General features: G+C 33.9%; 8 protein-coding genes and 1 pseudogene. 6 read left to right on the forward strand and 3 right to left on the reverse strand.

The window, feature by feature from the left end; translation table 11 throughout:
* Positions 1-23: 23 nt before the first annotated feature.
* Entirely contained in the window at positions 24-215 is a 192-nt protein-coding gene (locus YW9_RS0107400; RefSeq protein WP_155848745.1) for a hypothetical protein, read from the reverse strand.
* 526 nt (positions 216-741) lie between these two features.
* On the opposite strand from YW9_RS0107400, the gene YW9_RS13605 reads away from it, so the two are divergent.
* From YW9_RS13605 to YW9_RS12680, 6 genes are all read left to right on the forward strand, one after another.
* Positions 742-1020, forward strand: a complete 279-nt coding sequence (locus tag YW9_RS13605) for a hypothetical protein (RefSeq protein WP_018279546.1) — start codon at positions 742-744, stop codon at positions 1018-1020.
* A 274-nt stretch (positions 1021-1294) separates the two neighbouring features.
* Positions 1295-4372: a SusC/RagA family TonB-linked outer membrane protein gene (locus YW9_RS0107415; protein ID WP_026193897.1), complete on the forward strand. Its 3078-nt coding sequence runs from the start codon at positions 1295-1297 to the stop codon at positions 4370-4372.
* A 10-nt stretch (positions 4373-4382) separates the two neighbouring features.
* Positions 4383-6299 (forward strand): RagB/SusD family nutrient uptake outer membrane protein, encoded by a 1917-nt coding sequence (locus YW9_RS0107420; protein WP_231555491.1) that lies wholly within the window; start codon positions 4383-4385, stop codon positions 6297-6299.
* 234 nt (positions 6300-6533) lie between these two features.
* Entirely contained in the window at positions 6534-7865 is a 1332-nt protein-coding gene (locus YW9_RS0107430) for a BT_3987 domain-containing protein (RefSeq protein ID WP_081615899.1), read from the forward strand.
* Positions 7866-7939: 74 nt separating this feature from the next.
* Positions 7940-10717 carry a M60 family metallopeptidase gene (locus YW9_RS0107435; RefSeq protein ID WP_026193899.1) on the forward strand — a complete coding sequence of 926 codons (2778 nt, stop codon included), beginning with the start codon at positions 7940-7942 and terminating at the stop codon, positions 10715-10717.
* A gap of 127 nt (positions 10718-10844) precedes the next feature.
* Entirely contained in the window at positions 10845-11042 is a 198-nt protein-coding gene (locus tag YW9_RS12680; protein WP_018279552.1) for a plasmid mobilization protein, read from the forward strand.
* 203 nt (positions 11043-11245) lie between these two features.
* Here the strand turns inward: YW9_RS12680 and YW9_RS0107445 are convergent, their stop codons facing one another.
* Positions 11246-14431, reverse strand: coding sequence for a P-loop NTPase fold protein (locus tag YW9_RS0107445; RefSeq protein WP_018279553.1), 3186 nt, complete (start codon positions 14429-14431; stop codon positions 11246-11248).
* 57 nt (positions 14432-14488) lie between these two features.
* Positions 14489-14760, reverse strand: a pseudogene (locus tag YW9_RS13570) (ATP-binding protein); the annotation flags it as partial.

Raw genomic sequence — 14760 nt, forward strand, 5'->3', positions numbered from 1 at the left:
ATTTAATTATATATTTATATAAATTACTTAAGTAGTTGTTTTACAATGGTTTTTGCCTCTTCTTGTGTTAAATCAAGAGAGATTATTGAATCTAAAAAATCAAAATTGAAATCTAATTCCTGTTGTACTCCATTGATTTCTTCTTGTTCGTTGTTTTTCCCTAATTCGTTTTTCAGGCAGTGAATTAAGTACCCTTTAGGATTCTTTGCTTCCATTGCATAACGTTTCTTTTCAGCGAGTGAAGTAATTACGCTCACAAACGAGCATCAAACAAATAGTAAATAGCAGTAAGATAACAACTTACTGCTATTTTTATTTTTGAAAGCTTCTCTTATCTCTTCGTTTTCTATCGATTTTAGTTGTATATTTGTACCATATTTTACCGCGACTTATCAGTGTATAAAGTGCGACTTAAATAAAAACAAACATTGATTATCAGACAGATAAGAAAAGCATATGCCAGCTGCAAAATTTCAGATTGAGAGAAAGTGCGAATGGTGTGGGAAGACCTTTCTTGCCAAGACAATCACATCGAGGTATTGTTCTATCCAATGCTCAAGGTCTGCGTATTCACAAAAGAAGCGAGAGGAAAAGTTAGAAGAGCTACGGCGAGAGAAGGCTGCAAAAGATTCCCAAGGATCAACCTTACCTCTCTATCCCAGATGCTATTGCTTTATATGACGTTTGCAGAGATACACTATACCGACTCGTCAGAAGTAAAGCTATAACTTGGGAAAAAGGATGACTCGCATCTGTAAAGAAGATTTAGAACGCAACTTTAATCTGAGACCTATTGATGAGCAAAAGGCGAGAAGAAGAAATGAGCCTAAGCTTTCTGATTATGTTCTATTTTTCAACGTGTATTCTGTTTTTGTACAAGGAGAGAAATTAAATTTCGCTCTAAAAAACAAAGTAATGAACGAGATTGAATCGTATAGTGATTTTGACCACATTATCACAGTTACTCACGATGCTCAAAATGTACTTCACCAACTTTTTGAAATTCCCCAAGAAAAATAATTACAACTTACCAGTGTTGAGTTTTATTATGGAAGTTATCTGCCCTATCTAAAATCAGGAAAAATTTTATCATCTTTTGACGATTCTCAAGACCTACTTTGCGAGAGTTTTTGTTAGCTAAAACCAAGTCCTTAATACTAAGAATAGTGACAAGATGTGTTAAGAATATTTTAAACAAGAAAGTTGATAAAATATTTTTTTAAAAAATAAATTGCTGATACAAAAGAATTATTTAACTTTGTGGGCAGAAAAACATTTAACAAAAAATAAACTTATGCAAGTGAAAATTTTAACATTATTAGTCTTTGTGCTTGGGTGGGTTTTTAACCCTGTCGTGGCACAAACATTATTGGTTAAAGGAAACGTTATCGACGATAATGGTGTTCCACTATCAGGGGTGGGTGTTGTGGTAAAAGGAACCTCAAAAGGTGTCGCAACAGATTTTGATGGAAACTATGAAATACAAACCAAGAGTGGTGATGTATTGGAGTTTTCTTCACTTGGTTATCAAACCCAAACAAAAAAAGTATCAGGATCAAATAAGGTGCTGATAATCAATGTAAAACTTATGGAAGAAGCCAGCCAAATTGATGAGGTAGTGGTTATTGGTCACGGTACTCAGAAAAAGGTGAGTGTTTCTGGGGCGGTGGCAACTATCAAAGGAGGAGAACTAAGATCACCTTCATCTTCTTTGACAAGTGCTTTTGCGGGACAACTTGCAGGTGTTTTTTCTTCTGCCAGAAGCGGAGAACCAGGTTCAGCTGCTGAATTTTACATAAGGGGGATTAGTACTTTTGGAGGAAGAACCACACCTCTGATCTTGTTGGATGATGTTGAAATATCTCCAGCGGACTTGGATAATATTCCTGCCGAAACAATTGAGAGTTTTTCTGTTTTGAAGGACGCTTCCGCTACTGCTATTTATGGCTCAAGAGGTTCCAACGGGGTGATGGTGATTAAGACAAAAAATGGAAACAGAAACGAGAAAACAAAGATAGGAATCACCTATGATCAATCATTTAACACTCCTATTAATTTTCCAAAATTTGTTGATGGTGCCACTTGGATGGAGTTATTTAACGAAGCACTTCTTACTCGTAATCCAAGCGCTCCTATTCGCTATTCACAAGAAAGAATTGACGCAACTCGATCAGGTGTAAACCCTTATGTTTATCCTGATGTGAATTGGGAAAAGGTGCTTTTCCGTGATATGGCAGTAAATAAACGGGCTAACATAAATATTCAAGGTGGAGGTGACAAGGCTACTTATTATATGAGTATTCAAGCTAATAACGATGAAGGATTGTTAAGAACTCAAAAGATATATTCGTGGGACAACAACATAAATAGATGGGCGTATAATTTTCAGAATAATATTACTTATAACTTGTCTGAAAGCTCTACGATAGAGTTAAGAATGAACGCTCAAATTCGTCAAACGGAAGGACCTAATTTTGAAAGACGAGGTGACCACGCACCTAATGTTAACTTGACTAGCTTTTTTGGACAAATTTTGGCTTCAAATCCGATAAATTTCCCTGCATATTATCCTCAACAACCTGGAGATGAGCATTTTAAATTTGGTAGTTCAGTTGTTTCGGGTAACAATTTTAAAAGCAATCCTTTCGCTAATATGAATACAGGATTTCACGAAACAAGATCTAATACTATTAACACCGCACTGAAGTTAAAACAAAAATTTGATTTTATAACTAAAGGGCTTAGTATGTCGATGTTGATTAACTTCAAAAATTGGTCACAGAATAGTTACCACCGTTTTGTGGATCCTTACATTTATAGGGTTAAGGAAGGAAGTTATAATCCTGTGACGCAAGAATATGAAACAGAGCGTTTGGGAACTGGAGGATCTGACTATATTACTACTTCTGCAAAATTCTTGTCAGGTGACCAAACATTTGATTTTAATACATCTGTTGATTACAACAGAAAGTTTGGAGAAAATCACAATGTAACGGGTATGCTACTATACAGACAACGTGAATATAAAGAGGGCATTCTACCTCATCGTAACCAGTCTGTTTCAGGTCGTTTTACCTACAACTATGGGTATAAGTATTTTGCAGAATTTTCTTTTGGTTACACAGGAACAGAGCGTTTACCAAAAGGGGAACGCTTTGAGTTTTTCCCCTCTGGAGCTATTGGTTGGGCAGTTAGCAAAGAGGACTTCTTTGCCCCATTAGAAGATGTTATATCTTTCTTGAAGCTTAGAAGTACCTATGGTCTTACGGGGAGTGATGAGACAGGAGGTCCTCACTTTTTGTACATAGGCGATGTTAGGTTAAATAATATTGGGTACACTACTGGAGAATCCCTTGGCTTTAGGCTTTCAGGACCAGAGGTGCTTGGCTGGCCAATCAGAAATGCTCGCTGGGAAAAATCACTGCAATTTAATATTGGTGCGGATATAAAATTTTTTAAAGATGCATTGAGCCTTACGGCTGACTACTATACAGAAGATAGATATGACATTATGTTAAAGCGTGAGGCTTGGCCACAGTCATTAGGTTATCACGTTGCAAAACCGCACGCAAATAAAGGAAAAGTCTATAAGTGGGGATACGAGTTCGGACTTGACTGGCAGCAAAAGGTTACAGATAATTTTAGCTTTAGAGTAAATTCCACTTTCTCTTATACACAGAACAAGTATGTGGATGTTGATGATCCTGTCTATAAATACCCTTGGCAATCAAGAACTAATAAACCTTTAAGCCATATTGAAGGATTTATAGCGGATGGTTTGTTTGCCTCACAAGAAGAGATAGATAATAGTCCAAAACAAAACTTGGGTAGTACTCCTATGCCTGGGGACATTAAATACCGAGATATTAATGGAGATGGTTTGATCACTGATGATGATAAAACGATGATATCTCCATATGGAAGAGTTCCCCGTATTCAATACGGTTTTGGGGTCAATCTATTCTACAAAAAATTTGATTTTAATGTTCAGTTTAATGGTCAAGCGAAACGAACCATTAACACTGGCTTGTTGGCTCCTTTTGGAGAAGATGACAGACACGTTTTTCAATACATTGCTGATAATCGTTGGACAGAAAGCAACCCTAACCCTAATGCTACATATCCACGTTTAGGTCTTCAAACCTCTGACATTGCTAATAATAACCAGTCAAGTACTTTTTGGATGCGTGATGGTAGCTTTTTGCGTTGGAAGGCTTTGGAAGTGGGTTACAAATTTAAATTTGGACGCGTTTATGCAAGGGGTGAGAATATAGCTATGTTTAGTAGTTTTAAGCAATGGGATCCTGAACTTCATTGGAGTACTTATCCTTTACAAAGAATGTATAACTTAGGTGTTCAACTTAATTTTTAATGTTATGAATATGTTTAGAAAAATAAAATTATATGGTATTGTGTTATTAGCTGTTCTCGGAGTGACATCTTGCTCTGATTACTTGGATGTTGTACCACCAGAGCAGCCTGGCCTTCCTGATGCTAGTAAAAATTACAATACTTCTTTAGGATTTTTATACAGTTGTTATGGAGGTATTGCCAACCCAATAGGATACTTAACAGTAGAAGGAGCTTCTGATGAGTGGGTACTTCCTCCTCTATGGAATGGCAGGCCTCAAATAATGACTTACGATTTGAATACATCTGCAAACATTGCTGATGGTTGGCTTTGGGGAACTTATTATCGTTTTGTAGGACAATGCCACCTTTTTTTACAAGAATTACCAAATATGAGAGGAGTTTCTGACGAAGATAAAAAAATCTGGGAAGCTGAGGTGAAATTTCTACTAGGATATTATCATATGCAAACACTTATTTTATATGGACCTTGCCCAATAACAGACAAATACATTGATCCAGAAACTTCAGAAAAGGAATACCCAGGGCGTTACCATTTTGACTATGTAACAGATTGGATAGTCAATAAATTTGATGAAGCAGCTGCTGTTTTACCTCCCTCTTACTCTGGAGAAAAATGGGGGCGCGCAACGGCAACTATAGCTAAGGCAATGAAGGCACGTTTACTGCTTTACGCTGCTTCTCCATTATGGAATGGAAGTTTTCCTGCTCCTCAATGGAAAAACCTTAACTTTGAAACCCCTGGTTATGGGAAGGATTTGGTTAGTCTGACTTATGACAAGGCTAAATGGGAGAGAGCAAGAAAGGCTTGCCAAGAAGCATTGGATTTTGCTCTTTCACAAGGAGGTTCATCTCTCTATACAGATGAAGAGCACTACGCACAAGAAGGCATTGCGTTGCCATTTGTACCTGGTGTTGACGCAAACACACCTGAAGGCAAAGCCTTTTTGAAAAAAGTAATGCTTATGCGTTACCTTGTAACAACACGCTCTACAGAGGGTAACAGAGAAATTATTTGGGGAATTGCTGATCAAGGAAATGTTGTCCAGGGGTCATTACCCCACCGAATCTTGAAAAAAACGGATGGTAATTATGTTAACGGTTGGAGCGGTGTATCCCCTATTTTAAATACCTCTATAGAGTATTTTTACACAAAGAATGGAAAACGCCCTGTCCACGATGATAGCTTTGCGTCAAGTGATAATTGGTTTAGCTCAGCCAATATAACAAGTAGACCAGAAATTATCAATTTAAATGTGAATCGTGAACCTCGTTTTTATGCCTGGTTTGGATTTGATGGTGGTGACTATGGCTCAAAAATAGCAAATGGTGCACCTTTAAGAATAGAGTTGAGAGATGCTCAAAAAAATGGATACAATCCAGAGCTTTTTAATAGAGACAACAATGTTACAGGATATTTCTCTCAAAAATTTGTTCTTCCTTCATTAAATTACAATTTAAGTGGTAGTGATGGAGGTTCCAATCAGACAAAACCTCGCTCACTTATCCGTTTAGCAGAGTTGTACTTGAACCTTGCAGAATGTGAGGCAGAGTTAGACAATGTAGCATCAGCCATTGAAAACCTAAATGTAGTACGTAATCGTGCTGGCATTCCAGACTTAACCACATCTGATCTATCTGTACAAAACATAAGAGAATGGGTTAAAAATGAAAGATTTATAGAGTTATGGAATGAAGGACATCGTTATTATGATGTTCGCCGTTGGATGATTGCTCCTCAAACGATGGGTTCAGGTATGCGAAAAGGTTTGAATGCTTACGGAATTAAAAATCCTACATTTGAACAATTCAATACAGTGAAGCCTGTTAATCAAGAATTCAGATGGAATAATAGGATGTATCTATTACCTGTGTTTCATATAGAGGTATATAAAAATCCACAGATGGTACAAGCTCCAGGTTACTAATTTAATTATTAGTATTTAATAGAGTAGTAGTTAGTTTTGTGAAACTAACTACTACTTAAGATAAATGAAATACTATGGATACACTAAATTTTTTTACCAAGTTGGCAAATATTTAATGTACTTTTGTTATTGTTTTTTTGGGTTGTTCCTGTGTATTTTTTTGTATAAAATATACAGAACACTCAAAAAACAAGGAAAAGCTCAAAAATAATTATAAATCAAAAAATTATATTTATGAATAAATATATATACATATCATTGTTATTTGTATTAGGTCTTATAACACTTTTTTCTTGTGAAAAAAGATACGATGATTTAATACCAAGCCAGTATGACACTATTCTTGTGTTTCAAGAAGAAGGCGAACAAAATATAACTCTTTATAGCACAGGGGAAGACGGAGAGTATGATGTTACCATATTAAAGTCAGGAAATATGCCAAATGCTTCTGCTCAAGTTAAACTGAAAGCAATGGATGCAACTGAATTAGAGTTTTATTCACAATCAATAGGCAGAAATTATATAGCACTTCCTCTTTCTGCATACCAATTGGGAGAGGAAAATATAACATTTTCATCATCTGAAAAGTATAAAAAATCAAAAGTAGTTTTTAAAACAAACGAAATCAAGGAGTTATTAGACAACAACACCTCGAATCGCAATTATATATTGCCGTTGGAATTGGTTAAAGCAAATGCCAAGGACTCGGTAAATGCAGAAAAAAGGATTCTACTACTAAAACCAAGGATTGTAGTTCCTGAAGTAAATTACAGCTCAAACGGAGCTACGGTTGACATTTCAAATACAGATGTCACAACCTATAATTTTACCTTATCACTTCCCTTTGTTAGCCCTTGGGATTTTGAATGCGAAGTAGCACTGCCTGCAAACGGAGTGCTTACCTCTGATCAAATTTTTTTCGAAAATGGCAACAAAGTATCTTTCAAAAAGGGACGTTCAGTGAGTGAGCCTTTTTCAATAAAAGTTGCAAAAACAGGTGATCTTGTGGGCAAAAAAGCTCTCGTACCTATAAGTATAGTTTCTTCCAGTAAATCAGGCATTCAGCTTCCAGAAAACCCTTTTAATTTAGAAGTTATTTATGGTGGAGAAAATAACAAAATCTCTTTGACAGCCGATATGTTATCTTCAAACTTTCCTCAGTTAAACCCAAAAGATGGAGATGGTTTGCCTGCACTTATAGATAATAAAGCTAACACCTTTTACCATAGCAGATGGAGTCCTAATACGGGAGATGCTCCTCACTACATAATGGTAGATCTTAAAAAATCAGTTAATAAAGTGGCTTTTAGTTATCAAAACCGTAATAACACTAATGGAAAAGTACAAGATATCAAGATATGGGTATCTAATAATGGGACTAATGATTGGAAAGAACTGACTCGAATTAGCTCTGAGTTGCCAACAGCTGCAGCTTCTAAGTATGATTCATTTACCTTTGTTTCGGAAGAATCTTTTTCTTATTTCCTTATAGAAGTTCATAAAACCAATTCAGGAACGGCTCCTACATTCTTTAGTATGGCAGAGTTTGCTGTTTACGGAAAATAAAAATCTATACACAAAGAGGATTTTCTGTTTTTCTTAGAAAATCCTTTTTTTGATTTATTTAAAATTATTTACATATGAAAAATATAAAATTAATTAGTATGTTCCTCCTTATTTCGTTAACCGTTTGGTTGGCGTGTAAAAAAGAAGTGGAAGAAGATCCCTTTTTAACACTGGAACCCAAAACACTCAGCTTTCCAAAAGAGGCCTCAGTGAAAAGTGTAGAAGTAAAAACCAACATAGAAAACTGGACAGTAAAAGTCCCCACTGAAATAAGTTGGATTAGTGCAAAAAAAGAAGGTTCTTCTGTAAAGGTAAATGTTAGTAAAAATGTAACAGCCTCAAGAGTAGCAACTATTAAGGTAGAAGGTAGAGGATTAAAGCAAGAAATCAGGGTACAACAATTGGGTGACGCTCCTGAAATTATGCTTAATTTGGATATTTTAAAAATTGAAAAAATAACCAAAGAAATGGAGCTTACCGTAACTTCCAATGTAGATTATGAGATGGATTTTCCTGAATGGATTTCACAGAGAACCAAACAAGATTTGGAGGGTAAAATGGGGCATAAATATGTGCTTAATGTAGCCGAAAATAAGGGCGCTTCTTCTAGAACAGGAACTATACGGGTAAAGTCCAAAGGACTTCCTGTTCCCATTGAAAAACGTATTTTTGTGACGCAATCTGCAGGTTATGAAGGTAATAACTCCTCAAGTGTTGAGGGTGATGTTAAGCTAAAAATAACTCATGGTACGGCAACTTCTCATCAAAGTGGGGCTGAGGTAGAAAAATCTTTTGATGGAAATATGAGCACTATCTACCATTCAAATTGGAGTAATCAATCAGAAAATTATTTCCCAATTACTATAGAATATTTCTTTGAATCTCCGCAAGATGTAGATTATATGATGTATTATCCACGTATAGAGGGAAGCAATGGACACTTTAAACAAGTAGAAATACAAGTGGCAACTCAACAAGAACCTGCTTATAAAAAAATTACCGACTTTGATTTTCAAGGAAATGGAAAAGTAACTCGAGTTTCTTTTAATCATATCACTGGGGCAAAATCATTTAAATTAGTAATAAAATCAGGACATGGTGACAGAAGAGGATTTGCAGCTGCCGCTGAGATAGAATTCTGGAAGAGAAATACGGAAAACTTTGACGCAACATCTATTTTTACCGATATTACTTGCTCTGAGTTAAAGCCTGGCATAACAGAACAAGAAATTCAGAACATTACCAACCCTTTCTACAGGAATATTGCTCAGTACATGAGACTTGGCCAGTACCCTACTGAATTTCGTATTCAAGATTATAGAGCTTGGCCAAATCCAGATACTTATCGCCAGATGTATCGTATGCAATATTCTTACAGCAATTTGGACAACCCCACTGGAATCAGTGTAGATGAAGGAGAAGAATTAATTGCTTTTGTAGGTCCTACACAAGGGCGGCAAATTCAAATTAAAATCCAAAATCTGGATAAACCGGAAGGAGACGGTTTTGACCAAGCATCTTATCATCCGTTGTTTGAAGGAGTTAACAAAATAAAAGCTGGTAAAAAAGGACTCGTTTACTTACAATATCAAACGGCAGATTACCAGTCGGCTCCGCAAATAAAGGTTCACTTTGCCACTGGTAAAGTAAACGGGTATTTTGATAAAACGAAACACGGCGAAGCGGACTGGAATCGTCTGATTAACAATGCAACTGATAAATATTTCGATGTTATAGGTGAAAAAGCACATCTTTGCTTCCCTGTGGAAAGTTATAAAACACATACAGGCTCAAGAGGCAAGGAACTAATTGATGTTTTTGATAGGTTGGTTCATCAAACCCATATTTTTGCAGGAACTACTAAAGAAAAAGGCAGAGAACTCCCTAATAGAGCATATTTTCAGGTTATGTATCACAGTTTTATGTACTGTACTGCGTACAGAACATCCTATAATGTGAGTACTATGGGTACTTTGTGTAACCCTGACAAAATGGGAAATGCATCTGACAAAACAAAAACTGACGTTTGGGGACCAGCTCACGAGATAGGACACGCCCACCAGGTAGCTCCAATATTTATGTGGATAGGTATGACCGAATGCACTGTAAATATGAACTCACTGAATATCCAAACGGCTTGGGAAATTCCTTCTCGATTAGAGAGAGAATCTATGCAAGGGGAAGGAAACTATAATAATCGATACGAAAAAGCGTACAACATAGCCATAGTACCTAAAAGGGCTCACGGAGATATTGGCGATGTCTTCTGTCAATTGGTTCCTTTCTGGCAATTAAACCTATATTTTTCTAAGGCAAAAGGAGATTCGGAATTTTTCGTAAAAATGTATGATAAACTTCGAACCCTTCCATTAAAACAAAACATCAAGGATGGTGAATATCAGGTTGATTTCACTAAAACCACTTCGGAATTGACCCAAACAAATCTTATTCCATTCTTTGAAAAATGGGGCTTTTATGTACCAATAGATAAATCTGTTAAGGATTATGTGACTAGGCAACTTACTGTGACAGATGTCTATGCAAACCAAATTAAAAATCAAATAAACGGGGCCGGGTATGCTGAACTCACTGATAAAATAGAATATATTTGTGATAGTAACTGGACATATTTCAGAGATAAAGCCGACGTTGTAAAGGGAACAGCAGCCAAAAGTGGAACACGAATAACCACTTCAGGTTATCAGAATGTGGTTGCTTATGAAGTGTACGAAGGTAATCAACTGATTTTTGTTACCAACAAAAACTCATTTAGCCTAAAACAAAATCCAACAGCAAATACGAAAGTGTATGCCATCGCATATAACGGTCAAAAAACACAAGTTACATTTTAGTAATTATTTGTTAAGAGGAAAAGTCTGTGTGCAATGCAGACTTTTCTATTTTTAAGCGGATCATTATTCTTCTCTTCCAATTAAATGAATTATCTGAAATATTTCTTGGTCTTGGAGATGGGATTTGGTGAAATTTTTTACACTTTTTAATAGGGAAATCAAAAGTGTAAAAATTGATAAATTGGTAATGGATTTTTATATCAAATTCACCAAACCCTACGGACAATTTCAGGCGGTGGAGGTAAATTACAATCAGATTATAAAGATTTTGTATCGTAATTTTTTGGAAAGGAAGGCTACGTTACTTCAAAGAAAACCCTACTGATTTATAATATTTTACATTTATATGGTACAAATATAGCACAAATATAATCTTACCTGCTTTTTTAATTTCACATTATAAGGATTTTTACAATTGTGTTTGAGATATTATTCTACTTCATATTTTTTTACTTGCTTTCCAGTGATAGACAATACTTTTATTCCTAAGGAACTCATCCTAATTTCTTTTTGGTGAATTTCATAGGATTATTGATTTTCTTTTCCTTTTATCCTTCTAATATCAATAAATCTAGCTAGATTTTCTATATCAGTATTATTATCTCTTTGCTCGTTTAACCAATTTCTAAATCCATCTTTATCATCTTTTGAAGCTTTTTGGTATAATCCCTTCAGTTTTTCAGAGTTTTTACTCAGTAATTTGACGAATTGTGTATCTGAAAGAAAATCATTTTTAATAACTAACCTAAAAATATCATTTCGATCTACCAACAAATCATACTTGAAGAAATAGGGTAACAACTTATTTGCTAACTCCAACGACAGCTCAATTTTTGAGTTTAATATCTTATCCAAAATATTTTTGAACAGATTCACAACGGAAATAGAAGAATTGTTAGCGTCATAGATTTCTAATATACTCCACCATTGCTCATCAAAATTGCTACCGTTCTCCAATAACTCAATAAATTTAGTTTCGAAAACATCCAAAGATACTTGAGTGAGATTTTCAGGTTCTAAATATTTGAAAAATCTAAAATGTACATCATTTCCATCATTGTCAAAAACAATTTCATAGTTATCTTTATCAAAATTAGAAAATTCCTCGTTAAAGACATATACGACAACTTGAGATATTTTTAAACTCTCGTTTTCAAAACAATCACTTAAAAACTCATCGTCTAACTTATTTATATCAAGCTTATTTTTATCAACTTCCCACTTGTTCAGTTCATTCAGAAGTGAGTCATCATCTATGTTTAAACTTGTTTTTATTTCTGAATATTTGTTTATCAGTGTAATAATATTAGCAGATTTCCCTAAATCATATTTCCCAAACATTTTTAAAATAATCTGTCTAAATAATGGATAATTTTTAAAATAATTAGACATAAGCAACAAGTCTCCATAAGTAATGTAATTTAATATGGTGTTTGCAATTTGCTCTGCCCGTTTTTCATTTTCCTGACTTAGGATACCATTAAAATAATTACCATATGAAGAGCTAAAACTACTTCCCCTTGCAATTCTCATTGCTATTAACTCATTTATAATCGGTAATTCTGAATTTTGATTATTACTATATAGAGACCCCATACTATTGTCGCTTAACAAATCTTTTAAAATTCCGCTTTTGTGAGAAATTTCTTTTATTCTTATTAAGGTATCATTTGCTGATTGAATATTACTCCGACTACCGAAATTTTCAAGTTCTACTTTGAGTTTTTCTCTATATTCTTTAAAATCATAATTTTTAGGTAAATACACCATTCTTTCTAATTTTAGAATATCCTTAATATCTAGCTTAGAAAGATACTTATCTAATGCTTTATAATCCGCAGAAAGTTTATACTTTTCATAGCCTTCACCATTATACTCTATCAAATTCACATAATTAGCCTCTGAAATTTCATTCTCTTTTAAATTCCTCAAAACTCTTTCTTCGGTAAAATGATTAATCAATTCATCTATCAAATCAATATACTCTTCAATATTTGTATCGTTTATTAAGCTAGAATAGTCTTTTAATAGATGTGAAAGATATTTATCATCATCAATATTTTTAATCAAAGTAATTTGCCAATCGTTAATGATTAAAGTTCCCATACGAGTACCTAAATCAAGAACTCCATTATAGAATGTGTTCCAGGTTTGTTTTATGTATTGAGTAGAAACTTTTGAATTTTCATCTAATGAGCTTAATATCAAAATTGGATTTTCAAAAGATTTAATACTTAACATTGCAGAATAAAAAATAGAGTCAATAAAATCTGCTTTGCAAATTTTATTAAATTTTTGAACATTATTTTTCAGCATTGAATCTCTCAATTCTTGTGTATAAATAAGCTCCAAAGCTTTATCTACTTCAATATGGTAAATGATGGCTGTAAGCTGTTTAGGATACTCTTTATCATTTACATAAATATGGTAGAGTCCATCTAATATTTCTTTGTAATCTGAAACTGCTTTTAAAGGGTTAGCTAATATTTCATTTTTTCTAAGAATGAAAATACCAATGTATCTTTCTTTATAATTTTCATCTAAAAGTTTTATGGTAAGTAACTCATTGATAAATGAAATAATTTCACGAGGTGTAATTCTTCGGTTCAGAAATTCATACACTTGAACTACCAATTTCATTTCTGCTTCATCATATTTGATGAATGCTTTTTTCCATTGTTCTTCAAAGAATTTTTTCCAATCGGACATAATCGGTTTAGTAACCCTGAAAACTATATCAAAAGTTTTATTTACATAATCTTCTCCAAAATTTTTATTTTTTCCCTTATTTTCAACACTTCTACTTTCTTCTCCATTGAGGTCTTTGAAAGCATTTTGAATATGCTCTCTATCAAAGGGAATAATAACTTTTATTTTAGAATAACTTTTCTCCGCAAAAAATATATGGATAGACGACCAAATACTAAGTATGTGCTTTTTTGGTAATCTATCAAAATTATCAAAAACAATAACAATTGGCTTTTTCAAATCATCATTAATATCTTGCATCCAATTTTGAAACTCTCTTACAGATGGCTCATTTTCAGATATGGTTTCTATTTTAGTTGTATTTATTTGTTTTTCAGTATAAATTTGGCTCATTTGGTGAAGAGCAAGACAAGATGATTTACGAATACCTTTTTTGTTTCGAAAATTTTTCCAGAAATATCTTAAAAAGAATGATAAAAGGATAATCGGGGGAATAAGTGTGAGAATTGTACCTAAGTCTAAGTATTCTACTTTATCAATGACATCTTTTATAAGATTAACAAATGCAAAATACGGTACAGATAATAACCCAATAACTATTGCACCACTTAAATTAGGTTGATTAATAGTTGTTGTTTCTTTTGATTTAGCAAGTAAGAATCTCAACTTGTTTTCCCAATTATTTTTCTTATTAACTAAATCTTTTTCAGATTTTATAAATTCAGTTAATTCTACTAAAATAGACTTTCGTTGCTCATCTTCTTGGTGTCCCCACACATCATATATAAAAAACTTGTGATTGTTTTCAAGTTTCTTTTCTATAAGTTTTACCAAATTACTTTTACCCGAACCCCATTCACCATCGATACCAATGATTTTAAAATCGGATTCGTTAATAATTTTTTCACTAATAATAGATGCTATTTTATCTTGCGACTTGTTTTCAAATAAATCCTCACCTAAAGGTTGATTTTTTATGAATCTATAGTTTAAACTTTCATTCATACCCTTCTTTTATATTTTTTGTTCCAAAAGCTTACTTATTTCGCCAAAACTTTTTTCTTATTTGGTTCCTGTTTTCACTTTCAGCGTAACATCTCCAATGTTGTAGGCATAAACTGAAGCAGGCACAAAGGTAAACTGCAAATCTTCTATTTCCTTGGTTCCGGTTTTGTCAATTGAAGTAACTAAAGCACTTTTGAATCCGTTGGACTTACAAAATTGAATTAGACTTTGTAACTCTTGTGGTTTCTCGAAATAGCGGTTGCTCCATTTGATTTCCACACCCCAAATGGGTTTGAATCGCACATCATCTACCAATACCAAATCTACCT

This window comes from Capnocytophaga cynodegmi DSM 19736, from assembly GCF_000379185.1.
Lineage (GTDB): Bacteria > Bacteroidota > Bacteroidia > Flavobacteriales > Flavobacteriaceae > Capnocytophaga > Capnocytophaga cynodegmi.